Source organism: Streptomyces netropsis (genome assembly GCF_014203545.1).
In the GTDB taxonomy this organism is placed as follows: domain Bacteria; phylum Actinomycetota; class Actinomycetes; order Streptomycetales; family Streptomycetaceae; genus Streptomyces; species Streptomyces netropsis.
On record NZ_JACHJG010000003.1, the window covers coordinates 614,851 to 637,378 of the forward strand.

General features: G+C 72.0%; 21 protein-coding genes. 10 read left to right on the forward strand and 11 right to left on the reverse strand.

Features of this window, described 5'->3' with window-relative positions; all coding sequences use genetic code 11:
- Positions 1-311 precede the first annotated feature (311 nt).
- Positions 312-944, forward strand: coding sequence for a TetR/AcrR family transcriptional regulator (locus tag FHS38_RS10595; RefSeq protein WP_184733158.1), 633 nt, complete (start codon positions 312-314; stop codon positions 942-944).
- Between the two features lie 30 nt (positions 945-974).
- Here the strand turns inward: FHS38_RS10595 and FHS38_RS10600 are convergent, their stop codons facing one another.
- Complete coding sequence (locus FHS38_RS10600; RefSeq protein WP_184733160.1) at positions 975-3,065, reverse strand: thioredoxin domain-containing protein; 2,091 nt, start codon at positions 3,063-3,065, stop codon at positions 975-977.
- A 161-nt stretch (positions 3,066-3,226) separates the two neighbouring features.
- On the opposite strand from FHS38_RS10600, the gene FHS38_RS10605 reads away from it, so the two are divergent.
- On the forward strand, positions 3,227-6,577 hold the full coding sequence (locus tag FHS38_RS10605) for an ATP-binding protein (RefSeq protein ID WP_184733162.1): 3,351 nt from the start codon (positions 3,227-3,229) through the stop codon (positions 6,575-6,577).
- Positions 6,578-6,821: 244 nt separating this feature from the next.
- Here FHS38_RS10605 and FHS38_RS35220 read toward each other — a convergent pair whose 3' ends face one another.
- Both FHS38_RS35220 and mca read right to left on the reverse strand, forming a co-directional pair.
- On the reverse strand, positions 6,822-7,115 hold the full coding sequence (locus FHS38_RS35220) for a hypothetical protein (protein ID WP_229822284.1): 294 nt from the start codon (positions 7,113-7,115) through the stop codon (positions 6,822-6,824).
- Positions 7,116-7,119: 4 nt separating this feature from the next.
- The gene (gene mca, locus FHS38_RS10615; protein WP_184733164.1) at positions 7,120-7,989 is read right to left on the reverse strand and encodes a mycothiol conjugate amidase Mca; all 870 of its coding nucleotides are present in this window, start codon (positions 7,987-7,989) and stop codon (positions 7,120-7,122) included.
- A 119-nt stretch (positions 7,990-8,108) separates the two neighbouring features.
- Between mca and FHS38_RS10620 the strand changes: the two genes are divergently transcribed.
- The gene (locus FHS38_RS10620) at positions 8,109-8,519 is read left to right on the forward strand and encodes a DUF4307 domain-containing protein (protein ID WP_184733165.1); all 411 of its coding nucleotides are present in this window, start codon (positions 8,109-8,111) and stop codon (positions 8,517-8,519) included.
- 187 nt (positions 8,520-8,706) lie between these two features.
- The gene (gene greA / locus FHS38_RS10625; protein WP_130879623.1) at positions 8,707-9,204 is read left to right on the forward strand and encodes a transcription elongation factor GreA; all 498 of its coding nucleotides are present in this window, start codon (positions 8,707-8,709) and stop codon (positions 9,202-9,204) included.
- A gap of 97 nt (positions 9,205-9,301) precedes the next feature.
- Here greA and FHS38_RS10630 read toward each other — a convergent pair whose 3' ends face one another.
- From FHS38_RS10630 to ilvA, 3 genes are all read right to left on the reverse strand, one after another.
- A complete protein-coding gene (locus tag FHS38_RS10630) occupies positions 9,302-10,162 on the reverse strand; it encodes an ABC transporter permease (protein WP_229822279.1) in 861 nt (286 codons plus the stop codon).
- Positions 10,159-11,265 (reverse strand): efflux ABC transporter ATPase subunit, DrrA-related, encoded by a 1,107-nt coding sequence (locus FHS38_RS10635; RefSeq protein ID WP_184733167.1) that lies wholly within the window; start codon positions 11,263-11,265, stop codon positions 10,159-10,161. The genes FHS38_RS10630 and FHS38_RS10635 overlap by 4 nt, the downstream gene beginning before the upstream one ends.
- Positions 11,266-11,351: 86 nt before the next feature.
- Positions 11,352-12,548, reverse strand: coding sequence for a threonine ammonia-lyase (ilvA, locus tag FHS38_RS10640; protein ID WP_184733405.1), 1,197 nt, complete (start codon positions 12,546-12,548; stop codon positions 11,352-11,354).
- A 553-nt stretch (positions 12,549-13,101) separates the two neighbouring features.
- Here ilvA and FHS38_RS10645 point away from each other — a divergent pair.
- From FHS38_RS10645 to FHS38_RS10655, 3 genes are all read left to right on the forward strand, one after another.
- On the forward strand, positions 13,102-13,602 hold the full coding sequence (locus FHS38_RS10645) for a MarR family winged helix-turn-helix transcriptional regulator (RefSeq protein WP_184733169.1): 501 nt from the start codon (positions 13,102-13,104) through the stop codon (positions 13,600-13,602).
- A gap of 68 nt (positions 13,603-13,670) precedes the next feature.
- A complete protein-coding gene (locus FHS38_RS10650) occupies positions 13,671-14,195 on the forward strand; it encodes a sigma factor-like helix-turn-helix DNA-binding protein (RefSeq protein ID WP_184733171.1) in 525 nt (174 codons plus the stop codon).
- Positions 14,192-14,422, forward strand: coding sequence for a hypothetical protein (locus tag FHS38_RS10655; protein ID WP_184733173.1), 231 nt, complete (start codon positions 14,192-14,194; stop codon positions 14,420-14,422). Before FHS38_RS10650 ends, FHS38_RS10655 begins: the two co-directional genes overlap by 4 nt.
- Before the next feature lie 27 nt (positions 14,423-14,449).
- Here FHS38_RS10655 and FHS38_RS10660 read toward each other — a convergent pair whose 3' ends face one another.
- Positions 14,450-15,595, reverse strand: a complete 1,146-nt coding sequence (locus FHS38_RS10660; RefSeq protein ID WP_184733175.1) for a cystathionine gamma-synthase — start codon at positions 15,593-15,595, stop codon at positions 14,450-14,452.
- 125 nt (positions 15,596-15,720) lie between these two features.
- Here FHS38_RS10660 and FHS38_RS10665 point away from each other — a divergent pair, with 125 nt between their 5' ends.
- Together FHS38_RS10665 and msrA are read left to right on the forward strand one after the other, a co-directional pair.
- The gene (locus FHS38_RS10665) at positions 15,721-16,815 is read left to right on the forward strand and encodes a hypothetical protein (protein ID WP_184733177.1); all 1,095 of its coding nucleotides are present in this window, start codon (positions 15,721-15,723) and stop codon (positions 16,813-16,815) included.
- Between the two features lie 87 nt (positions 16,816-16,902).
- On the forward strand, positions 16,903-17,562 hold the full coding sequence (gene msrA / locus FHS38_RS10670; protein WP_184733179.1) for a peptide-methionine (S)-S-oxide reductase MsrA: 660 nt from the start codon (positions 16,903-16,905) through the stop codon (positions 17,560-17,562).
- 91 nt (positions 17,563-17,653) lie between these two features.
- On the opposite strand, the gene FHS38_RS10675 is transcribed toward msrA, so the two are convergent.
- The 4 genes from FHS38_RS10675 to FHS38_RS10690 form a co-directional block, all read right to left on the reverse strand.
- Complete coding sequence (locus tag FHS38_RS10675; RefSeq protein ID WP_184733181.1) at positions 17,654-18,427, reverse strand: MerR family transcriptional regulator; 774 nt, start codon at positions 18,425-18,427, stop codon at positions 17,654-17,656.
- Positions 18,428-18,535: 108 nt separating this feature from the next.
- On the reverse strand, positions 18,536-20,572 hold the full coding sequence (locus FHS38_RS10680) for a tetratricopeptide repeat protein (RefSeq protein ID WP_184733182.1): 2,037 nt from the start codon (positions 20,570-20,572) through the stop codon (positions 18,536-18,538).
- Complete coding sequence (locus FHS38_RS10685) at positions 20,569-20,973, reverse strand: hypothetical protein (protein WP_184733184.1); 405 nt, start codon at positions 20,971-20,973, stop codon at positions 20,569-20,571. Before FHS38_RS10685 ends, FHS38_RS10680 begins: the two co-directional genes overlap by 4 nt.
- Positions 20,974-21,060: 87 nt before the next feature.
- Entirely contained in the window at positions 21,061-21,573 is a 513-nt protein-coding gene (locus tag FHS38_RS10690) for a hypothetical protein (RefSeq protein ID WP_184733186.1), read from the reverse strand.
- 51 nt (positions 21,574-21,624) lie between these two features.
- On the opposite strand from FHS38_RS10690, the gene FHS38_RS10695 reads away from it, so the two are divergent.
- Positions 21,625-22,527, forward strand: a complete 903-nt coding sequence (locus tag FHS38_RS10695) for a phosphorothioated DNA-binding restriction endonuclease (RefSeq protein ID WP_184733188.1) — start codon at positions 21,625-21,627, stop codon at positions 22,525-22,527.
- Position 22,528 lies beyond the last annotated feature (1 nt).

The window sequence follows — 22,528 nt, forward strand, 5'->3', positions numbered from 1 at the left end:
GCCATGTCAGGACACCGACACCCGCCAGGACCACGGCCAGCACCGCGACCTCACCCGCGACCAGGAAGCCTCCGACGCATAACGCCGCGACCAGCGTGGCCATCAGCTTCGCAACGGCACCTATCAGCATGTCCCCTCCGATCATCACTGAGTGAACCTTTGCCCTCCACTGAGCGTGACACACGGCACCGACAATCAGCGTGCCATCAAGACGGCGCGATTGAGGGCCACACGCTTTTGAAAGTCGCCTTCTTTCCACGCCAACTCCCGCACGCGGGCGATGTGGTTCCGCAAAACACACATGCCTGAGAATGCTCTCCATGGCCTCAGTTCAGACATCATCCGCGGCGCAGCCCCAGCCCAGGCTCGGGTTGCGCGAGCGGAAGAAGATCCAGACCCGGCAGGCGATCCGCCGCGCCGCCTACCGGCTCTTCGAGAGGCAGGGGTACGACGCGACGCCGGTGGACCAGATCGCGGAGGCCGCCGACGTCTCCCCCAGCACCGTGTTCCGGTACTTCCCGACCAAGGAGGACCTCGTCCTCACCGACGAGTACGACCGCGTCATGGAAGCCGCGATCAGGGCCCGCCCACCGCACGAGTCACCGCTGGAAGCCGTCCGGCACGGCGTCCTGGACTTTCTGCGCCACACCATCGAGCACGACATCACCGAACTCATGCAGCGCACCAGGCTCGTACGGGCGGTCCCGGCGCTGCGCGGCAGAACGGCGGAGGGCACGGCGGAGTCGTCCCGCATGCTCCGCGCGGTGCTGGCGGAGCGTACGGGGCGGTCGGCGGACGACCTGGAGGTGCGGGTCGCCGCCGTCGCGATCCTCGCGGCGATACAGGAGGCCATGATGACGTGGGTGGACCGCGGTCAGGGCGAGGACCTCATGGCCATCATCGGCCGCAGCCTGGACGTATTGGCGCGCGGCCTGACCCTCTGACCGCCCCCCCCCTCACGGCCGCCCGCGGCCTCACTGCTGCCCCGTCAGCTGCTCCTCCAGGGTCTTGGGGTCGGCCGTCGGCGCGTCGCAGGTGAAGTGGCGGCACACATAGGCGGCCGGACGGGCGTCGACCAGCGAACGACCGGCCAGCAACGGGACCTCCACCTGCTCTCCCTCCGCGCCCGACGGCGGCTCGCCCACCGCGACGACCAGGCCGGGCGCCGTGGACAGCAGAGCGGTGCGGTGCAGTTCACCGGTGGCCGGGTGGTCGTGCGGGCCGACGACGGCGACCTCGCGGGGACCGTCCAGCAGCGCCTCCGTGACGGCCAGACCCCAGCTGATGAAACGGGGTGCCTTCGGGCCGAGCACCCGCACCACACCGAGCGCGCGCTCCGCCGCTTCCCGGTGCGGGGAGCTGCCCGTGTAGGCGGCGTAGGACAGCAGCGCCCCGGCGGCCGCCGTCCATCCGGAGGGCGTGGCGTTGTCCGTGGGGTCCTGCGGGCGGCGGATGAGGGCCTCGGCGTCGTCGGCGGTGTCGTACAGCGTGCCGTTCGGGGCGGTGAAGTGGACCAGGACGGTGTCCAGGAGCAACCCCGCGAAGTCGACCCACACCCCCTCTCCGGTGACACCGGAGAGGGCGAGGAAGCCCTCGGCGACGTCGGCGTAGTCCTCCAGGACGCCGGCGTGGGAGCCGGCGACACCGTCCAGGGAGGTGCGGAACAGCCGCGCGTGCCAGTCCATGTGGGTGCGTACGAGCAGGTCCGCGGCGTCCGTCGCGGCCTGGACGAGGTCGGGGCGATCGAAGTAGGCGCCGGTCTCGGCGAGCGCGGCGATGGCCAGGCCGTTCCAGGCGGCCACGACCTTGTCGTCACGGCCGGGCCGCGGCCGCTCCTCGCGCGCCGCGAGCAGCCGGGCCCGTACGGACGCGATCTTCCCCGCTTCCATGAGCTGCTCGGTGTCGGGCAGCTGAAGGACGGAGGCACCTTCCTCGAAGGTGCCGTCCTCGGTCACCCCGAAGTGGGCCGCGGCGAGCGCCGCGTCCTGCTCCCCCAGCACTTCCCTCAGCTGGGCGGGGGTCCAGACGTAATAGGCGCCCTCGACGTGCTTGCCGCTCCCGTCGCCCGGCACCGCGCTGTCGGCGTCCAGAGCGGAGGCGAACCCGCCCTGCTCCGTGCGCATTTCGCGCACCAGGAAGTCGGCCGTCTCCAGAGCCACCCGCCGGGCGAGCTCGGAGCCGGTGGCACGCCACAGATGCGCGTAGACCCGGCACAGCAGGGCGTTGTCGTACAGCATCTTCTCGAAGTGCGGCACGACCCACGAGGCGTCGACGGAGTACCGCGCGAAGCCGCCTCCGAGCTGGTCGTAGATCCCGCCGCGGGCCATCGCCTCACAGGTGGCCTCCGCCATCTGGAGGGCGGCCGCCGAACCGGTGCGGGCCTGGTGGCGCAGCAGGAACTCCAGCGTCATGGACGGCGGGAACTTCGGCGCACCGCCGAAGCCGCCGCGCACGGCGTCGAAATCGCGGGTCAGCCCCATCAGCGCCCTGTGCGGGTCCTCGACGGTCGGCGGCTGCGGGGCGGCCGGGCCGCCGTCCTCCGACGTCGGCACGCCGAAGGCCAGGGTGCGCTCGGACAGGTCCCGCACGATACGGCCGGCGACCTCTCCGACCTCTTCGCGGCGGTCGGTCCACGCGACCTTCACCCCCTCCAGCACCTGCCGGAACGACGGCATGCCGTGCTTGGGCGCGGGCGGGAAGTAGGTGCCGAAGTAGAAGGGCTCGGCCTCGGGGGTGAGGAAGACCGTCATCGGCCAGCCGCCCTGACCGGTGGCGGCCTGGACGGCCTCCATGTACACCGCGTCGATGTCCGGCCGCTCCTCGCGGTCGACCTTGACGGACACGAAGTGCTCGTTGAGGAACCCGGCGGTCGGCCCGTCCTCGAACGACTCGTGCGCCATCACGTGGCACCAGTGACAACTCGAATACCCGACGCTCAGAAGCACGGGCACACCACGGCGCCGGGCCTCGTCGAAGGCCTCGGGAGACCAGGGCCACCAGTCGACCGGGTTCTCTGCGTGCTGGAGGAGGTACGGGGACGTCTCATGCGCCAGGCGGTTCGGCATGACCCCATCCTTACCCCAACCGAGCCCGAGGGTGAGTTATCCACAAGCACGACAAGCGCGGCCCTTCGGTTATCCACAGGGCTGCCGGAAAACTTGTCCAGGCGGAACACTTGGGGTGAACACGTGAGGCACAGAGCAATCGCTGGTGAAGGGGGAACCACATGCCGGGTTCGCTGGCTGTGTTGCGAGAGGTCCACCGCACGGATGTCGAGGGCTTGTTGGGGCGCGCCGTCGAGGAAGAGGTGCGCCGTTCGGGTGGCCGGGCCGACGGCGTGGCGCTGTTGCGCCGGGCGCGCGAGGAGCTCGACGCCATAGCGGCCACGGCGGCCGAGGAGTACGGCGCGTATGTGCGCGCCCTCGACGAGGAGGCGGCGTCGGCACGGCCGCTGACGGCCCGTCTGTCACGTGCCGCGCTCAGCACTCCGCTGCTGGTCACGGCCGTGGCGGCGGCGACGGCGTTCGGTGTCGACCTGGGGTACGGGACGTCGGCCGGGACCGCACTCGGCGCGGGGGCCGTGGTGGCCGTGGCCGGTTCGGCCGCCACCCTCCTCAAGCTGACGGCCGGGCACTGGCCGGCCGCGCACCGGCGGGCGGGCTTGCGGGGGCAGCCCGGCGGCGCCGAGCAGTTGCGCTTGCAGTGGCTGACGGCGGTGGAGGTGCGGGGCATCCGCCCGTTCCTGGACCAGCAGCGCATCGTGTCGGCGGCGACGCGCGCCAACGGCACGGGCGGGCAGCCGAGCACGGACACCGTGGGCCACGACCCGCTGCGACGGGGCACGGACCGTAGCGCGGCCGCCCTGCGGCGCAGTGTGCTGGAGCAGTCCTTCGATCACCTCCCGGCCCCGGACGGTCTGTTCGCGGGGCGCAGGGCGCAGATCACGCAGATCGCCCAGTGGGTCCATCAGGCGCGGGCGAGCACGGAGACCAGACCGACGGTCGTCCTGCTGTACGGGCCGCCCGGGTCCGGCCGTTCGACGCTCGCGGTGCGGGCCGCCCACCATTTGCGCGACCAGTTCCGGGGCGCGTGCGTGGTGGACCTGCGCGGGGAGACCCAGGGGGCGCCGCCCTTGCCGACCCGGGACGCGCTGCTGCATCTGCTCAACAGGCTGGGCGCGCCGCGCGATCAGCTGCTGTTCCGGGAGCGCTCCCCGCAGGAGCGGCACCTGCGGCGGTTGTCCGAGCTCTACCACCAGCACCTCACGGGGCTGCCGGTGACGGTGGTCCTGGAGGACGCCTCGGACGCGGAGCAGGTCCGCACGCTGATCCCGGAGCGCTCCGACAGCCTGGTGCTGGTCACGGCCCGCGCCCCGTTGGCCCTGCCCCCGGATCTGGTGGCCTGGGTGCACGAGCTGCCGGTCGAGCCGCTGGACGAGGCGGGCGCGGAGGAGCTGCTGCGTTCGGCGGCCGAGGAATCTCCCCCGGCCACAGCCCCGGGAGGCCCCGACGGGCCGCGGGAGCACTCCGGACCGGCCTCGCCCGATCCCGCGGCGCCGGGACCGGACGAGGAGAAGGCCATGGCCCGGGTGCGGGAGCTGTGCGGCGGGCTGCCGCTCGCCCTGCGCGTGGCGGGCTCCTCACTGGGGTCACGCAGCCCGCAGTCGCTGGCAGCGGACCTGGAGGCGCACAGAACGGCCGATCCGGTGGAGCGGGCCCTGCGACTGCGCTACGCCGACCAGGAGGACAGCGCCCGTCGGCTCCTGCGGCGGCTGGCGCTGGCGGGGCGGGCCTCGCTCGGGGCGGCCGCGGCGGCGGCGCTGCTGGCGACGGACGAGCAGGAGGCGGCCCACCAGCTGACGGCACTCGCCCGGGCCGGGCTGATCGAGAACGTACGCGCCAACCGGTACCGGATGCACGACCTCGTCCGGGACTTCGCACAGGCCCGGCTGCTCGACGAGGAGGAGCCCGACGAGCGGGCGGCGGCACAGGAGCGGCTGATCCGCAGCTACGCGGAGCTGGCCGACACGGTGATCCGCATGGTCGACGGCAAGACCTCGACCCGGGCGGACATGTTCACCCAGGGCGCCGCCGGGGGCCACGGCTTCGCCTCACTGGCCGCGGCGCTGCGCTGGCTGGACGACGAGTCCAGCTTCATCACCGCGGCCCTGCGCCACGCGGAGGGCGTCGACCAGGCGGCGGTGCTGCACCTGCTGGGCGCCCTGTGCGACTACTGCCTGCTGCGTGGCGATCTCTACCGGCTGGGTGAGCTGAGTGACCTGACACAGGCCACGGACCGGGGCCTGCTGTCGCGTTCGGTGCAGTGGCGCACGGGTGTCGCGGCCCGGCAGCTGGGCGAGCTGGACAAGTCCCGTACGACCCTGTCCTCCGTCGTCGATCTGTACTTCGACGCCCAGCATCCGGCGGGGGCCGCCCGGGCGCTGCGCGACCTGGGCGTCACCTTGCAGCATCAGGGCAATCTCCAGGAGGCGGCGGTGAGGCTCCGGGAGGCGCTGGATCTCCAGGCCGCGCCGGAGCTGAGCGGGGACCGGGCCTGGACCATGCACGCCCTGGCGGCGGTCGAGCGGGACCGGGCACGGATAGCGCAAGCACTGGACCTGCTGAACGAGGCGCTGGAGCTGCACCGGCGGAGCGAGAGCGTGCACGGCCAGGCCTGGGCGCACTTCCAGCTCGGCCAGGTGCGGCTGCGGATGGGCCAGGTGACCCGCGCGGAGGCGGAGCTCCGCGAGGCCCTGGAGAGCTACGGGCGGACACGGGACAGCCGTGGTGAGGCCTGGGCCCTGACCCAGCTGGCGCGGGCCCGCCTGGTGGCCGGGGATCCGGCCAGAGCGGCGGATCAGCTGCGGCGGGCGACGGCCCGCCACCGGGAGAACGAGGACGCGCGCGGCGAGGCCTGGTCGCTGTACTACCTGGGCCAGTCGCTGGAGGAGTGCGGGGACCAGGCCGCGGCGGTGCGGTCCCTTGAGCGGGCGCGCACGATGTTCAACCGGATGCGGGACGGGTACGGCCTGGCCTGCGCCCGGCACCACTCGGGGCGGGTCACCCGTGACCAGCGGGCGGCGCAGACGGGGAGCTTGCGCAACAGCGGATTCGCCCGGCAGTTGTTGCAGGACGCCCGGACGGACTTCCGGCGTCTGGCCGTCCCGCACGGCGAGGCGTGGTCCTGTACGGAGCTGGCGGTGATCGACGCGGGCAACGGGCGCGCGGTGCAGGCCCTGACGCTGCTGGAGGAGGCGACGCGGCTGTTCGCGGAGTACGGCGACCGACGCGGTGGGAGCTGGGCCCGGTTCCTGCGCTGCACGCTGCTGCCGTACGCCTCGCCGGGAGGCGCGGTGGTGGGGGCGGCGGTGGCCGAGGAGGAGCTGGCCGCGCTCCTGCGCGAGCTGCGGGACGCCGACTGGGCGGGCGACCCGGCTCTGGAGGACTACGCGGAGGCGTACGCCGTGATGCTGGAGAGAGGTGCCTCGCCGGAAACGGGATGGCAGGCATGGCGGCTCGGCATGGTGCCGAACCGCCGGGCCCGCGAGGTCATGGCGGTGCTGCCCCGGGAGGCCTGAGCCACCCGTGGCGGGTCGTGCGACCAGGGCCCCGACGCGCAGGTCAGGCCCGCGCCTTTCGGGCAGGCCGACTCTCGCGTCGGGGTGTCGGCCCGCGCGTCAGGATCGGCCCGCCCGCCGGTCGGGTCGACCACCCGTCGGGGTGGGTCGACCGTTCCGTCCGGGCGCGCCGACCTCACCCGGCGGTCGACCGGTCGCCCGTCGGGCGGCCGGCCTCACCGACCGGGGTGGCCGAGCCCGCCGGTCAGGTGGCGGGCTTGCCCTCGGGCACGGCGCCCTTGGTCATGTTGGTGGCGGTGGTCTGGACGGTCTTGCCGCCCCGCCCCGCACCACCCTGGTCCGGGCTCGCCGGGGTCTCCTCGAAGTCCACCTTCTTCATGTGCTTGTTCATGCTCTTCATCAGCAGCCATACGGCACCGCCGATGAGGGCGAAGACGATGAAACCGAGCACACCGGGAGTGACCTTGTTCTTGTCCAGGTCATCAGCGGCGAACGGCACCAGGTGGGTGACGGCGAGGGAAGCGGTCGCGCTCATCATGGGGTCAATTGTTGCGGATGCCCGCGAAGAGGTCGTCCTCGGGGAGGGACGTGCCGACGCGGGACTTCGCCAGCTCGTACTCCTCGGTCGGCCAGACCTCCCGCTGGAGGTCCAGCGGCACGCGGAACCAGCCGCCGTCCGGGTCGATCTGCGTGGCGTGCGCGATCAGCGCCTTGTCACGGATCTCGAAGAAGTCACCGCACGGGACGAACGTGGTCAGGGTCCGCTCGCGGCCGGCCGTGAGCCACCGCTCCAGCCACTCCCCGTACGGGGACTCCATGCCGCGCGCCAGCAGCGCCTCGTGGAGCGCCAGGGTGCGCTGCCGGTTGAAGCCCTGGTTGTAGTAGAGCTTCAGCGGCTGCCACGGCTCGCCGGCCTCGGGGTAGCGGGTCGGGTCACCGGCCGTCTCGAAGGCCAGCATCGAGATCTTGTGGGTCATGATGTGGTCGGGGTGCGGGTAGCCGCCGTTCTCGTCGTACGTGGTGATCACGTGCGGCTTGAACTCGCGGATCAGCTTGACCAGCGCCCCGGTCGCCTCTTCGACGTCCTGGAGCGCGAAGCAGCCCTCGGGCAGCGGCGGCAGCGGGTCGCCCTCGGGCAGCCCGGAGTCGACGAAGCCCAGCCACTCCTGCTTGACGCCGAGGATGTCGCGCGCCTCGGCCATCTCCTTGGCGCGGACCTCGTGGATGTGCTCCTCGATGTAGGCATCGCCTTGGAGCTTGGGGTTCAGGATGGAGCCACGCTCACCACCCGTGCAGGTGGCGACCAGCACGTCCACCCCCTCGGACACGTACTTGGCCATCGTGGCCGCGCCCTTGCTCGACTCGTCGTCGGGGTGGGCGTGAACGGCCATCAGTCGGAGCTGCTCAGTCAAGGCTCGATCCTCAGTCACTGGTCACGGGAGACGCCTCCTATAGTGACCGAAGCAGGGGTCGATTCATTCCGGCTTCCACTACCGGCCTTCCACCGACCCCCCGAGCAGGAGGAAAGATCATGGCTGCGGTGCGTGACGGGCTGCCCGAGGGTCGGTACGGCCGCTCGGCGGACGAGCGCGCGGACCGCAAGCTCAAGATCATCGGCGCGGTGCTGGGCGCGGCGCTGCTCGGCGTGGTCGTCTGGTCCGGCGTGCACTACATCACCAAGACGGATGTCAGCGCCGAGCTCCTCCGGTCGAAGCCGATGTCGGACACCAGCGTTCAGGCGGTGCTGGAAGTCCGCAAGGAGAAGGACGCCGACGCGGTCTGCACCCTGCGCGCGCTGGCCGAGGACCGCTCCGAGGCCGGCCGCAAGGACGTCACGCTGAACCGCCGTGAGACCCATTTCACCGAGCTGGTCACGCTCCGCACGACACAGCGGGCCGTCGCCACGCAACTCGAAGGTTGCAAGCTCGCTTCGAGCGGCTGATCGCACCGCGCTGACCTGCCCTGACGCGATTCTTGCGCGGTATCGCCCGCTTGCTCCTTCCCCCTTCCCGTGCGGAATTGTTAGGCTCGTGGTTTCGCCCACCTCTGAAGGCGCACCCTTCTGAGTAGGGCGTTCATTTGTATCGCGATGTATCCCCAAGCATTCCCAGTACCGACGAGGAGCACCTGTGACCCAGACCAGCGACAACGTCACCTGGCTGACTCAGGAGGCGTACGACCAGCTCAAGGCCGAGCTGGAGTACCTGTCTGGTCCCGCTCGCACCGAGATCGCGATGAAGATCGCGGCGGCCCGCGAGGAGGGTGACCTGCGAGAGAACGGCGGGTACCACGCGGCCAAGGAGGAGCAGGGCAAGCAGGAGCTCCGTGTGCGTCAGCTCACGCAGCTGCTGGAGGCCGCGAAGGTCGGCGAGGCCCCTGCCGCGACCGGTGTGGTCGCCCCCGGCATGGTCGTGACCATCGCCTTCGACGGCGACCCGGACGACACGCTCGACTTCCTGCTCGCCTCGCGCGAGTACGCCAGCTCGGACATCGAGACGTACTCCCCCCAGTCCCCGCTGGGCACCGGCGTGAACGGCAAGAAGATCGGCGAGGACGCCGAGTACGAGCTGCCGAACGGCAAGAAGGCCAAGGTCCGCATCCTGGAGGCCAAGCCCTACCAGGCCTGATCCGAGCGCGCCCGGCCCCCGGGCGCGGCCGAAGAGCCCCGGACCTCGTATGAGGTCCGGGGCTCTTCGCTTCCCACCCGTACCGGGCACCTCACGCTCAAGCCGTCGCCGAGCGGTATTTGCGGACCGACAGGGTGCGGAAGGCGACGATGATCACCACCGACCAGATCAGCGACGCCCACACCGGGTGCTGCATCGGCCACGCCGACGGCACCGGATAGCCGACCGGCAGATTGCCGAAGAGCTGGCGGGCCGCCTGCACGGTCGCGCTGAACGGGTTCCACTCGGCGATGTAGCGCAGCGCCGTCGGCATGTTGTCGGACGGCACGAAGGCGTTCGAGATGAAGGTCAGCGGGAAGAGCCAGATCAGTCCGCCCGAGGTGGCCGCCTCCGGGGTCCGTACCGACAGCCCGATCAGCGCGCCGATCCAGGAGAAGGCGTAGCCGAGCAGCAGAAGCAGTGCGAAGCCCGCCAGCGCCTTGAGGATGCCCTCGTGGATGCGCCACCCCACGATCACCGCGACGATCGCCAGCACCACCAGCGTCAGCGCGGTCTGGACGAGATCGGCGAGCGTACGGCCCGTGAGGACGGCGCCGCGCGCCATGGGCAGGGACCGGAAGCGGTCGATGAGCCCCTTGTGCATGTCGTCGGCGATACCGGCGCTCGCACCCGCCGTGGCGAAGGTGACGGTCTGGGCGAAGATGCCCGCCATCAGGAACTGCCGGTACGTGGAGGGGTCGGTGCTGCCGCCCACGGCGATCGACCCGCCGAACACATAGCTGAACAGCACCACGAACATGATCGGCTGGATCAGCCCGAAGATGACCACTTCGGGGATGCGCGCCATGCGGATGAGATTGCGCTTGGCGACGACCAGGGAGTCCCGCGCGGACTGGACGACCCCGCCGCGCGCTCTGGGGGCCGCCGTCCTGAGGGCGGTGTTGCCGATGACGCTCACGTGGCGGCCTCCTCGTCCTGGCGCGTCGGCCCTCCGACCACCGGACGACGACGCTCCCGCTCCCCTTCCGGCTCCCCCTCCCGCACCCCTTCCCGCTCCCCCTCCTGCGTCCCGTCCGGCTTCCCGCCCGGCTTCCCGGCCCCGTTCGCCCGCTCCTCCTCCACCTCGGCCGCGTGGCCGGTGAGCGAGATGAAGACGTCGTCCAGCGTCGGGCGGCGCAGTCCGATGTCGTCGATCTCGATGCCCCGCGCGTCCAACTCGCGGATGACCTCGGCGAGCAGCTTCGCGCCGCCCGAGACCGGGACGGTGACCTTGCGGGTGTGCTCCTCGATCTTGGAGCCGCCCTTGCCGAAGGACCGCAGGATCCCGTCGGCCACGGAGATGTCGCGGGCCTCGTGCACGACGACTTCGACGCGCTCCCCGCCCGTACGGGCCTTGAGCCGGTCGGAGGTGCCGCGCGCGATGACCCGGCCGTGGTCGACGACGGCGATGTCGTGTGCGAGGTGGTCGGCCTCCTCCAGATACTGCGTGGTCAGCAGCAGGGTCGTACCGCCGGCGACGAGCTCCTGGATGACCTCCCACAACTGCTGCCGGTTGCGCGGGTCGAGCCCGGTGGTCGGCTCGTCCATGAACATCACGGGCGGGCTGACGACCAGGGCCGCCGCGAGGTCGAGGCGGCGGCGCATGCCGCCGGAGTACGTCTTGGCGGTGCGGTCGGCGGCCTCGCCGAGATTGAAGCGCTCCAGCAGCTGCCCTGCCCGCACCTTCGCGTCCCGGGCGCTCATCTGGTAGAGCTGACCGACCATCCGGAGGTTCTCGCGGCCCGTCAAATACTCGTCGACCGCGGCGAATTGGCCGGACAGGCCGATGTGGCGGCGGACCTCGGTGGGGTTCTTCAGGACGTCGATGCCCGCGACGACGGCCCGGCCGCTGTTGGGTTTGATCAAGGTGGTGAGTACGCGCACTGCGGTGGTCTTGCCGGCGCCGTTGGGGCCCAGCAGTCCTAGAACGGTTCCTTCCGGAACGTCGAGATCGACGCCGTCCAGAGCCCTGACGTCGCCGAAGGTCTTGACCAGGCCTTCGGCGTAAATGGCGCCTGGCATGGAGGTTCTCCCCGTTTCGGGTGACGTATTACAGGATTTTACGTTCGCGGAGCCCGAACCGCCCTGGGAATGAACCACCCCACTTGTCACAACATGACGAGATAACCCGCATTCCGCAGGGCTTCGCCCACCTCCGCGCAGTGCTCGGGCCCCTTCGTCTCCAGATGCAGCTCCACCTCCGCCTCCGTGAGCCGGAGCCGCGGATCGGTGCGCACATGACTCACGTCGAGGACGTTCGCGTCCAGCTCCGACAGCACCTCCAGGAGCGCGGCCAGCGCCCCCGGACGGTCCGTCAACCGCAGCCGCAGGGACAGGTACCGGCCCGCGGCGGCCATGCCGTGCCGCAGGATGCGCTGCATGAGCAGCGGGTCCACGTTGCCGCCCGACAACACCGCGACCACCGGCCCCTCGAACGAGTCGGGGGCGGCCAGCAGTGCCGCCACCGGGCTCGCCCCGGCGGGCTCCACCACGAGCTTCGCCCGTTCCAGGCAGAGCAATAGGGCGCTGGAGAGGTCGTCCTCCGTGACCGTGACGACGTCGTCGACGAGGTCGTTGATGATCTTGAACGGCACATCGCCCGGGCGCCCCACCTTGATGCCGTCCGCCATCGTGACCGGAGCCTGTATCGACACGGGGTGCCCGGCGGCCAGCGAGGGCGGGTACGCGGCGGCGCCCGCCGCCTGCACGCCGACGATCCGCACATCGGGCCGCAGCGCCTTGACCGCCACCGCGATCCCGGCCGCCAGCCCGCCGCCACCGATGCCCACCACGACGGTGCGCACCTCGGGGCACTGCTCCAGGATCTCCAGCCCCACCGTGCCCTGCCCCGCGACGACGTCGGGGTGGTCGAAGGGGTGGATGAAGACCGCGCCGGTCTCGCGCGCGTAGGCCTGGGCGGCCCGCATCGTTTCGTCCACGATCTGTCCGTGCAGGCGGACTTCCGCGCCGTACTCGCGGGTGGCGGCGACCTTCGGCAGCGGCGCGCCCTCCGGCATGAACACCGTGGAGCGCACGCCCAGCAGCGACGCCGCGAGCGCCACGCCCTGCGCGTGATTGCCGGCGCTGGCCGCGACGACGCCCGCCGCACGCTCCCGCTCGGTCAGGCCCGCGATCCGTACGTAGGCGCCGCGCACCTTGAAGGAGCCGGTGCGCTGGAGGTTCTCGCACTTGAGGTGGACGGGGGCACCGACCAGCCCGGACAGATAGCGGCTGCCTTCCAGCGCCGTGATCCGGGAGACCCCCGACAGCGCCTTCTGCGCGTGGCGCACGTCATCGAGCGTCAGGGCGGACAGCGCGGACGAGGCGGAAGCGCCTTCCGGGGACCTGTCGGGCTGTGCCGTCGCCGCAACGGAGTCGCCTGCCGGCGGATCGAGGTCGGCGCCCCCTCCGGCATCCCCTTCGACACCCCCTCCGGCATCCCCTTCGGCACCCCGTTCGGCGTGCCCTCCGGCGTCCGCCGGGGCGGTCTCCGCTGCCGCCGGAAGGGGCGGTGCGGACATCGGAAGGCGCTGCTCGGGCGCCGGTGGAGGTACCTTCGCGGACATCTCAGGCACGGCTTCACGCGCGATCCCGGACGGGATCCCGGGCACAGCGTGGGGTACGGCGGGCAGGGGCGAGGCCCCGAGGCCGTCCTCGTCACCAACTCGTGCAGCCATGGTGCCCAGTCTCGCAGCTCGCCCCCGCCCCGGCCGCCGCAGAGCCGCACAAACCGACCGGTTTGCGCAGCACCAGTACGGCCGCCCGTCCGGCCGCGTACTCTGTCCCCCATTCCGCAGCGTTTCCCAAGCTTTTCCCCGCCCTTTTTCCGTCCCCGCCGCACGAAGTGAGCCCCAGGCCATGCCCACCCCTCCGGACATGACGACCGACCTCGCACCCGGTGTCCTCGACACCCTCCAGCACCAGGTGGCCGTCTTCGCCCGCCGCGCCGAACAGACCCGGCTCGGTGGCGTAGGCCAGGTCCGCAACTCGATGGACCGCGCCGCCTACCTCCTGCTCAACCGTCTCGACCAGGAAGGCCCGATGGGCGTCAAGGCGCTCGCCGCGGGCATGGGCATCGACTCCTCGACCGTGACCCGGCAGGTGGCGCCGCTGGTCGACACCGGCCTGGTCAAGCGCACCTCGCACCCGGAGGACGGCCGGGCCGTCGTCCTGCAGCTCTCCCCGCGCGGCAAGGGCCGCCTGGAGGAGGTGCGCGCCTCCCGGCGCGAGCTGATGGCGCTGGTGACCGAGGGCTGGACCGAAGCGGAGCGGGACTCCTTCTGCACCCTGCTCACCCGCTTCAACGTGGCACTGTCCGACCTGCACACCGCGCTGCCCCCGGTGCCGCCGACCTCTTGACCCGGCGCGGGTCCCTGCCGTGTCCTTGAGGGCACGTGCCCGTACCGGCACGTGCCACGGAGGCCCCGGTGAACGAGCGGCGTGCGGCCAGGGAGCGCCGTCGCGCCCAGGAGTTCGAGTTGTTCGTCGCGGGCGCGGGCGGCCGGCTGCTGCACGCCGCGCTCCTGCTGACCGGTGAGCCGGGCCGGGCCGTCGGCAGCGGTGCCGGCGTCGACGACGGCAGCCGTGGCACCGAGGCCGCCGAGCGGCTGCTGACGGCGTCCCTGGCCCGTACGTACGCGGACTGGGGCCGGCTGCGCGGCGAGGATCCGTACGCACGCACCCGCCAGGAGATGGCGGCCCGCTTCGCGCGGACCGCCCGGCGCTATCGCCACCCGCGAGGCGGCGTTCTGGACCGGCTCGCCCCGCGGGAGCGCCTGGTGCTCGTCCTACGGCTCCACGAAGGCGTCGCCGAGGAACAGACCGCGGCCGCTCTGGGCCTGTCCGTGGAGCGCGTGCGGATCATCTGCACGCGTGCGGTCAACACCCTGCGCAGCCGCCCGGCAACGCCCCCGGTGGCCGCCGCGCGGCAGGCGCCCGGCGCGGCGCCGTGAGCGCGCACGACCGCAAGGAGGAAGAGGTCCGGCGGATGCTGGACCTCGGGCACCCTCGGGTCCCGCCGGAGCTGGCCGCGCGGGCCGCCGCCCGGGGCCGCGGGATCCTGCGCGCCCGCCGGGCCGTACGGGCCGTGGCGTGGGTGCTGCTGCTGATCGCGGTCGTGGCCTTCTGCGTCTGGGCCGCGATCGAAGCGCCCTGGTCGGCGCCGCCGCGGGAGCCGTGACGGCCCGCGGCGCACGCCGTGGAACGGTTAGCCCAGGGCCTGGGTGAGGTCGGCGAGCAGGTCGTCCGCCGACTCGATGCCGACCGAGGCCCGCACCAGGTCCGCCGGGACCTCCAGCGCGGAACCGGCCACCGAGGCGTGCGTCATCCGGCCCGGGTGCTCGATCAGCGACTCGACGCCGCCGAGGGACTCGCCGAGGGTGAACAGCTTGGTGCGGTTGCAGACCTCGACCGCCGCCTCCTCGCCGCCCGCGACGCGGAAGGACACCATGCCGCCGAACGCGCGCATCTGCTTGGCCGCGACCTCGTGCAGCGGGTGCTCGGGCAGACCCGGGTAGTAGACGTGCGTCACCTTCGGGTGCGCGACCAGCAGCTCCACCACGCGCTCGGCGTTGGCGGTGTGGCGGTCCATGCGCACGGCCAGGGTCTTGATGCCGCGCATCGTCAGCCAGGAGTCGAAGGGGCCGGCGACGGCACCCATCGCGTTCTGGTGGTAGGCCAGCTCCTCGCCGAGGCCGGCGTCGGCGGTGATCAGCGCGCCGCCGACGACGTCGGAGTGACCGCCCATGTACTTGGTGGTGGAGTGGACGACGACGTCCGCGCCCAGGGCCAGCGGCTGCTGGAGGTAGGGGCTGGCGAAGGTGTTGTCCACGACCAGCTTCGCGCCGGCCTCGTGGGCGACGGTGGCGACGGCCTCGATGTCGGTGATGCCGAGCAGCGGGTTGGAGGGGGTCTCGACCCACACCGCCTTCGTCTCCGGCCGGATGGCGGCGCGCACGGCCTCCGGGCTGGAGGTGTCGGCGACCGACCACTCGACGCCCCAGCGGCTGACGACCTTCGCGAAGAGCCGGAACGTACCGCCGTAGGCGTCGTTCGGGATGACGACGTGGTCGCCGGGCGAGAGCAGCGTGCGCAGCAGGCAGTCCTCGGCCGCCAGGCCCGACGCGAAGGCGAGGCCCCGGGTGCCGCCCTCGAGCGCCGCCAGGTTCTCCTCCAGCGCGGTGCGCGTGGGGTTGCCGCTGCGGCTGTACTCATACCCACCGCGCAGGCCGCCGACGCCGTCCTGCTTGTAGGTGGAGACTTGGTAAATGGGCGGGACGACGGCTCCCGTCAGGGGATCCGGCTCCTGTCCGGCGTGGATGGCGAGGGTTTCGAAGGAATGCTGGTCGCTCATTGCACCGAGGGTAGTACCAGGTTCACCGAAACACTCCTGTTCACTTGTAACCGGCGGATGAACGATCCGCCGGTTCCCCGCGTTGTCCCATCGTCGGTCCACGTTCTCTGCTCTCAGGACGCCTCATGGAGTTTCTGTTCATCCTGCTCGCCCTCGTCTTGATCTGCGGGGTCCTGGTGGTGCCCGCGATGCGGCGCCGCCGCGCCGGGCAGGACGCCGTACGGGGCCACCAGGCCGCCGTCGATCCGGCCGGTGCGTACGGCTTCGTCCCCGTCGACCAGCTCGACGTACGGCTGCCCGGCCCGGACCCGGAGCTGCTCGCGGCCGTCGCGGAGGCGCGCCGCACCCAGGACTGGAAACCCGCCTCCGAGCTGCTGGCCCGCACCGACGCCACCACCGCCGCCGAGCTGCGCTGGCAGCGCGTGCAGACCCTGGCCGGGGCGGCGGCCCAGGAGCTGGCGGAGGCCCCGGGCACCGGCGGGATGTGGCTGCGGCACTGGCGGGTCGTGGCGCCGAAGGACGCGGGCGGCGCGGCCGTGCAGGCCGAGTTCCTGGTCCAGCAGGCGCTGCGCGACCCGTCCTCGCAGGACTACCGCATGATCCTGGAAGAGGCCCGTTCGGTCTGTGGCGAGGCGGCCCTGCTGGCCCCCGGGGACGCCGTCCCGTACATCGTCCAGCTGGGCATCGAGCGGGGTTTCGGTTCGAGCGAGGCGGAGTTCCAGTCGGTGTGGGAGACCGTCGTGGCCCGCGCACCGGGGCACATGGGGGCGCATCTGGCGGCGCTGCGCTACTGGAGCGCGAAGTGGCACGGCTCGCAGGACCGGGCGGACGCCTTCGCGCAGCGCGCGGCGGGCGCGGCACCGGCGGGCAGCCTGCTGCCCGCGCTGCCGCTGTTCGCCGTGTACGACCACCTGTCGGACGTGAACCTGGTGCGCGGCCTCTACCAGAGCGCTGTGGTCACGCAGGCGATCGAGGCCGCGCAGTTCGCCGTCGCGCACGCGCCGGCCGACCACCCGGTGCTGCCGCACGTACGGCACCTGCTGGTGTGGTTCCTGGTGCGCGCCGAGCGCTTCCAAGAGGCGATGGACCAGCTGCGCAAGGTCGACGGCCACATCGGGGCGGTGCCGTGGACGTACGAGTCGGACCCGGTCGGGGCGTACGCGACGTACCGGGCGCTGGCCGTGGCGGGCTGGGAGGCCCAGGGCGGAGCGCGGGGCTGAGGCACGAGGCCGGAGCACAGGGGCCGGAATGCTCTCCGGCCCCCGCACGTTCTACGGACGCCGCCCTCACGACCGCTTGGAGCCGAGATGCTGTTCCACCGCCGCGAAACCCGTCTGCCGTCCCCCGAGGAAGCGCTCAAGGGCCGCCCGGAACCGGAATTCGCCCTCCCCGACCGCCACACCGTCCTCGGCAACCCCCTGGCGGGCCCGTACCCCGAGGGCCTGGCCGTGGCGGACTTCGGCCTGGGCTGCTTCTGGGGCGCCGAGCGCAAGTTCTGGCAGACCCCCGGCGTCTGGACGACCCTGGTCGGCTACCAGGGCGGCCACACCCCGAACCCGGCGTACGAGGAGGTGTGCAGCGGTCTGACCGGCCACACCGAGGCGGTCCGTGTCGTCTTCGACCCGTCGGCGGTGTCGTACGAGACCCTCCTCAAGCTCTTCTGGGAGTCCCACGACCCCACCCAGGGCTTCCGCCAGGGCAACGACACCGGCACCCAGTACCGCTCGGCCGTCTACACCCACTCCCCCGCCCAGCAGGCCGAGGCCGAGGCCTCCCGCACGGCCTACCAGTCGGTCCTGCGCGCCTCCGGCTACGGCGACATCACCACCGAGATCCTCCCGGCGGGCCCCTTCTACGCGGCGGAGCCGCACCACCAGCAGTACCTCGACAAGAACCCGGCGGGCTACTGCGGCATCGGCGGCACGGGCGTGAGCTGCCCGGTGGGTGTGGCGAAGGCCGACGGCTGACGCGTACGGCCGACGGGCTCCCGCCCGGGTGTTGCTCGCGCCGGGGGCTGCGGTCCCCCGCTCTGCAGCCCCCGGCGCTGTGAGGTGTCGGTCAGTCCAGCCGGGCGTCGGCGTAGACGACCATCGCGTCGTGCAGGTAGACGGCCAGCCCGTCGGCGATCTTGGCGTAGTTCGCACGGAACTGCGGGTCGTCGACGTAGGTCTGGCCCAGTCCCTTGTACGCGACCGCGTTCGGGGTCCAGAAGCGGCAGACGCCCTGGTAGTGGATGTCCATTTCGGCCTGCACCGCGGGATCGTCGACGGGTGTGCCGGCCACCATGAACTCCGCCAGGCGGATCATCTGCGCCGTCACCTCCCGCTGCCACTGCTCCATGTCCTCGGGGGTCATCGTCTCGACGGCCTGCCGGGACTGCTCCCAGGCCTCCGGCCACCGCTCCCGCACCTCCGCTTCGGCCTCGGCCCGCTCGGCGGAGGGCTCGAATCCCTCGAACAGGTTCTCCGGCCTGTTGATCTTTGCCATGTCGTTGTTGTCCTTGCCTTCCTCCAGTTCGGCGATGGTGCGGCCGACCGTGCGGGCGAGCGTCTCCAGCCGGTTCCGCTCCGCCAGCAGCCGTCGGTGGTGCTCGCGGAGCACGGCCACCTGATCGACCTGGCTCTCCAGGACCGCCCGGATCTCGCGCAGTCCCAGGTCCAGCTCCCGCATCAGCAGGATCTGCTGCAGCCGCAGCAGATCGGCCTCCTCGTAGTAGCGGTGCCCGTTGCTCCCGATCCACGCCGGCGGCAGCAGGCCGATCTCGTCGTAGTGCCGCAGCGTCCGGGACGTCACCCCGGACATCCGGGCCACATCCGCGATCGACCAGGCCATGGCCCCGCCTCCCATCGCCGGGCCGGTCTCTCCGGCCCCACACGAAGACCGTAGAAGTTGACGCAACGGCAAGCGCAAGCCGAAACCGTCGTCCTGGGCGCGGAAGCGCTACCGCGGCGTGTCGGCGCGGGCGTTGGTCAGGAGTTCGCGGGCGAGGTCCGTGTGGGGGTGGGCGGGGCCCAGGACCCGTTCTCGGGTGGTCAGGACGTGTTCGTGGAGGGGGATCGCCCGGCCGAGGTCCCCTGCCAGTTGGTAGGCGAAGGCGAGGTTGCTGCGGGCCGTGAGGGTTTCCGGGTGGTCGGGGCCGAAGACGCGTTCGTAGCCGGCGGCGCTCTGCTCGTGCAGCGGGACGGCGCGGCCGAGGTCGCCCGCCTCGCGGTACGCGCTCGCCAGGTTGCTCCGCGAGGAGAGGGTGTGCGGGTCGTCCGGGCCCAGGAGCCGTTCGCAGTCGACGAGATTGCGGCTGTGCAGCTCGGTGGCCAGGTCCAGGTTGCCGGTCACTCCGTAGAGGTAGGCGAGATTGCCGCGCGCGACGAGCGTTTCCTCGTGGGCGGCGCCGAAGACGCGCTCGCAGTCGTCGCGGTTCCGGATGAGCAGCGGGACGGCCTTCACCACGTCGCCCGCCGAGCGGTAGGCGCTGCCGAGGATGCTGCGGGAGGCGAGCGTGAACGGGTCGTCCGGCCCGCGCAGCCGTTCGCAAGCCGCTACGGAACGCTCAGCGAGGGCGACGGCACGGTCGAGCCGTACCTCGCTCTGCAGGAAGGCCGAGGTCTGGCGCCAGATGGCGTCGGTGTGCTCGTCGTCCTGCTCGGGGGCGACCCGCGTGGCGAGGGCCTCGATGTGCGGGAGCAGTTCCCGCCAGCGCGGCCAGCCGGCCACGTTGAACAGCGGGTCTCCCGGGAGCGCCGCGACGAGCAGAGAGACCGCACGGCGGCGGGCCGTCCCGATCGTCTGCTCGGCGCGGTGGGGGTCCGCCGGGTCGGGGGTGCGGGCCACGGCCTGGACGAGGCGGTGGACGGTGAAGGTGCGCGGGGTGAGCGTGATCATGCTGTACGCGTGCAGCAGCGCCAGGGCCTCGTCGATCGCGATCGGATCGTCGTGGAGGGCCTCGGCCAGGTCGCGCGGCACGTCGTCGGGGCCGAGCCAGGCGAACGTCCGCAGGATGTCGACCGCGAGCGGGTCCCGGGCGGCGATGGCCTGCAAGGTCAGCTGCCAGACGCGGGCGATGGTGCGCTCGTGGTTGTCGGTGGCGGACGCGGCGAACATCCGTGCCGGATAGCGGCGCAGCCGCGCCAGGTAGGAGGCCGGGGTGATGGCGGTGTGCTGGATGTACGCGGCGGCCTGGGTCAAGGCCAGGGGGAGGTGGCCGAGTTCGGCCGCCAGCTCCGCCAGGGCGGGGGCGTCGTCGGAGCCGTCGTCGGAGCCGTCGGCGGAGCCGTCGTCGGGCTCGCCCGGCTCGCCGATGATGCGCATGAGCAGGTCCGCCGATGCGTCGGGGTCCAGGGTTCGCAGCGCCAGGGGCTGTGCGAGGTGGTGCCAGCCGGTGGCGCGCCGACTGGTGATCAGATGCTGCCCCGTCGTGAGGGGGCCGATCACCGGGGCCACATCGTCCGGGGCCTCGGCGTTGTCCAGGACGAGCAGCCAGCCCTCGTGCGACTGGAGCCACCCGGTGGCCCAGGCGGCGGCCTCCGCACTGGTGGTGGCGGTGAGGTTGGCGTACGGGTCGAGGTGCGCGGCGAGGTCGGCGAGCGCGAGGGTGATGCCGTCGGGGGTCTCGGCGGGCACCCACCACACGGGGTTGCAGCGGCCGAGGTGGCGGTGGGCGTAGTGCAGGGCGAGGGTGCTCTTGCCCATGCCGCCGAGGCCGTGCACGACGGTCGGGGCTCCCCCGCCGTCCATCGCGGCGCCGAGCCGCGCCAGGTCCTCGTCGCGGCCGACGAAGACGGCGCTGCGCGGTGCGGGCAGGTTGTTCAGGCCGGGCGGCGCGGGCACCTCGGCGGGTGCTCTGACGGCTTCGGCCGGGAGGTGCAGGGTGCGGTTGTCGATCGTGGCCGCGTCACCGGTGCTGATGATGCCGTGGTTGCTGCCGACGGCCACCGCGCCGGGCCCGGACGCCTCACCCGGCACCTGGTGCTGGTGCGTCATCGCCGGATCGTGGTGTCGCTTCCGGTGCTGATGATGCCGGAGTTGTGCTGCACGGCGACGGACCCGGCACCGGAGGCGGTGAACGCCGACCCGGCGGGCGGCAGCAACCGTGCCAGCTCGGCGGTGAGTTCGGGGTCCGCCAGCAGGGCCCGCTTGAGCTGGGCCCGCAGCAGCGCCTGGAGGTCCTCGTCCTCGGGCGCGGCGGCAAGGGCGTCGACCGCGCCCTCGATGTCCTCGCGGCTCTCCTCCCGCCGCCACACGCGCTGCAGGATCCGCTGCCCGAGCGACACGGTCGCGTCGGCCCCGGCGTCACTCACGCGCGTCACCACGGCCGTCCCGTACGCACCGACCGCCGCAGTGACGTACGGCGCTATCTGTCCGGCCACCAGCAGAGCGTCCACGACGCGACCTCCCCCGCTCCGCCCACGCGGAGTCCCAGAAAGCCCAACTTACCCGTGAGGCAGGCCGAACGGCAGCCCGGAACACCGTCAGTCCGTGACGCCCAGGTCCTCGCGCATGAGGCGGCGCATGGCGGACAGCCGGGGCTCCGCCTCCTTGAGGTCGAGCAGGGCCTGCCGGGTGCCTTCACCGTCGTGGGCGCGCCCCCGGTCGATACGCTTCACGGCGGCGTCGCTCGCGGAGAGCACCTTGTTCAGGTGACGGGAGGCGTCCAGCACCGCTTCCGGAACGATCATTTGCGCCTCGGCGTAGCGGTCGCGGTGGTCGAGCCGGGCCTCTTCGAGCTGCGCGCGTTCCTGGTCGGTGTAGACGCCGTCCCGGATGCGGTGCAGGGCGTCCTTGAGGAGTGTGTGGAACTGCCCGGACGCCCGGTTCATCGCCGTGTACGCGGCCCGCCGCTCCTCGAAGCGCCGCCGCGCCTCCGCCGCACGCCCGTCCTCGGCACGCTGGCGCGCGGTCACCCGATGGGTGACCAGCGGTGCGAACAGGGTGCCCAGCACACCCACGACGGCGGTGAGCATGGCGGCGATGACGGCGCTCATGCGCAGACCCTAGCGGGGCGGGCGTCGTCCGCCATGACTACAGTCCACGGGATGGACTGGATGGAGCGGGTGAGGAATCTGCGGCAGTGGTCGCAGAACGGGGCGCGTGCTCCGCACAAGCCGTTGTTGATGCTGTACGCGCTGGGACGGTTTCAGCAGGACGCCGACGCAGCTCTCCGTTTCACGTCCGTAGAGGGTGATCTGGCTCGGCTGCTGGAGGACTTCGGGCCCAACCGGAAGACGAGCGCGGCGTATCCGTTCCACCACCTGACGAGTGACGGCGTCTGGGAAGTCCGTACCGACACGGGCTCCGGAAGCCCCGGATCCGCCGTGGGCGAGCTCCGGTCGAGCGGTGCGGCGGGGCGGCTTGCGCCCGGTTTGCGAGCGGCTCTGTCGTCGGAACCCGCCCTGCTCGGACGCCTCGCGCACCTACTCCTGGACAGCCACTTCCCGCCGTCCCTGCACCCGGACATCACCGCCGCCGTCGGGCTCGACCTCGAGGCGGGCGACGGAACGGCCGTACTCCTCGGCGAGGTCGCCAAGGAGACCCGGCGCCGTAACGCCGAACTGCGCGCGAAGGTGCTCGTGGCCTACGAATACCGTTGCGCCTTCTGTGGCTTCAGCGGGTCGATCGGGCACACTCCGGTCGGGCTGGAGGCCGCGCACGTGCGGTGGTGGGCGTTCGACGGACCGGATCACCTGGCCAACGGCCTGTGCCTCTGCTCGCTCCACCACAAGCTGTTCGACCAAGGTGTGCTGGGCCTGAGCGAACAGCGCCGGATCATGGTCTCCCGGGAGTTCATCGGCGACGGTCGCGCGGCGCGCGGACAGGTCCACGACCTGTCCGGCCAACCGCTCATGGGGCCCCAGCCGGGCAGCGATCCGGTGCACCCGGAACACATAGCCTGGCACACTCGCCAGGTCTTCCGGGGCGAACCCCGACTGGCGGCCTGAC

Coding starts and splice junctions, on each gene's coding strand:
- FHS38_RS10645 (WP_184733169.1), top strand. CDS start 13,102: ATGCCCACCCCTCCGGACATGACGACCGACCTCGCACCCGGTGTCCTC.
- FHS38_RS10695 (WP_184733188.1), top strand. CDS start 21,625: ATGGACTGGATGGAGCGGGTGAGGAATCTGCGGCAGTGGTCGCAGAAC.
- FHS38_RS10595 (WP_184733158.1), top strand. CDS start 312: ATGCTCTCCATGGCCTCAGTTCAGACATCATCCGCGGCGCAGCCCCAG.
- msrA (WP_184733179.1), top strand. CDS start 16,903: ATGCTGTTCCACCGCCGCGAAACCCGTCTGCCGTCCCCCGAGGAAGCG.
- FHS38_RS10620 (WP_184733165.1), top strand. CDS start 8,109: ATGGCTGCGGTGCGTGACGGGCTGCCCGAGGGTCGGTACGGCCGCTCG.
- FHS38_RS10675 (WP_184733181.1), bottom strand. CDS start 18,427: ATGGCCTGGTCGATCGCGGATGTGGCCCGGATGTCCGGGGTGACGTCC.
- FHS38_RS10635 (WP_184733167.1), bottom strand. CDS start 11,265: ATGCCAGGCGCCATTTACGCCGAAGGCCTGGTCAAGACCTTCGGCGAC.
- FHS38_RS10690 (WP_184733186.1), bottom strand. CDS start 21,573: ATGAGCGCCGTCATCGCCGCCATGCTCACCGCCGTCGTGGGTGTGCTG.
- FHS38_RS35220 (WP_229822284.1), bottom strand. CDS start 7,115: ATGATGAGCGCGACCGCTTCCCTCGCCGTCACCCACCTGGTGCCGTTC.
- FHS38_RS10665 (WP_184733177.1), top strand. CDS start 15,721: ATGGAGTTTCTGTTCATCCTGCTCGCCCTCGTCTTGATCTGCGGGGTC.
- FHS38_RS10660 (WP_184733175.1), bottom strand. CDS start 15,595: ATGAGCGACCAGCATTCCTTCGAAACCCTCGCCATCCACGCCGGACAG.
- FHS38_RS10680 (WP_184733182.1), bottom strand. CDS start 20,572: ATGACGCACCAGCACCAGGTGCCGGGTGAGGCGTCCGGGCCCGGCGCG.
- FHS38_RS10600 (WP_184733160.1), bottom strand. CDS start 3,065: ATGCCGAACCGCCTGGCGCATGAGACGTCCCCGTACCTCCTCCAGCAC.
- FHS38_RS10605 (WP_184733162.1), top strand. CDS start 3,227: ATGCCGGGTTCGCTGGCTGTGTTGCGAGAGGTCCACCGCACGGATGTC.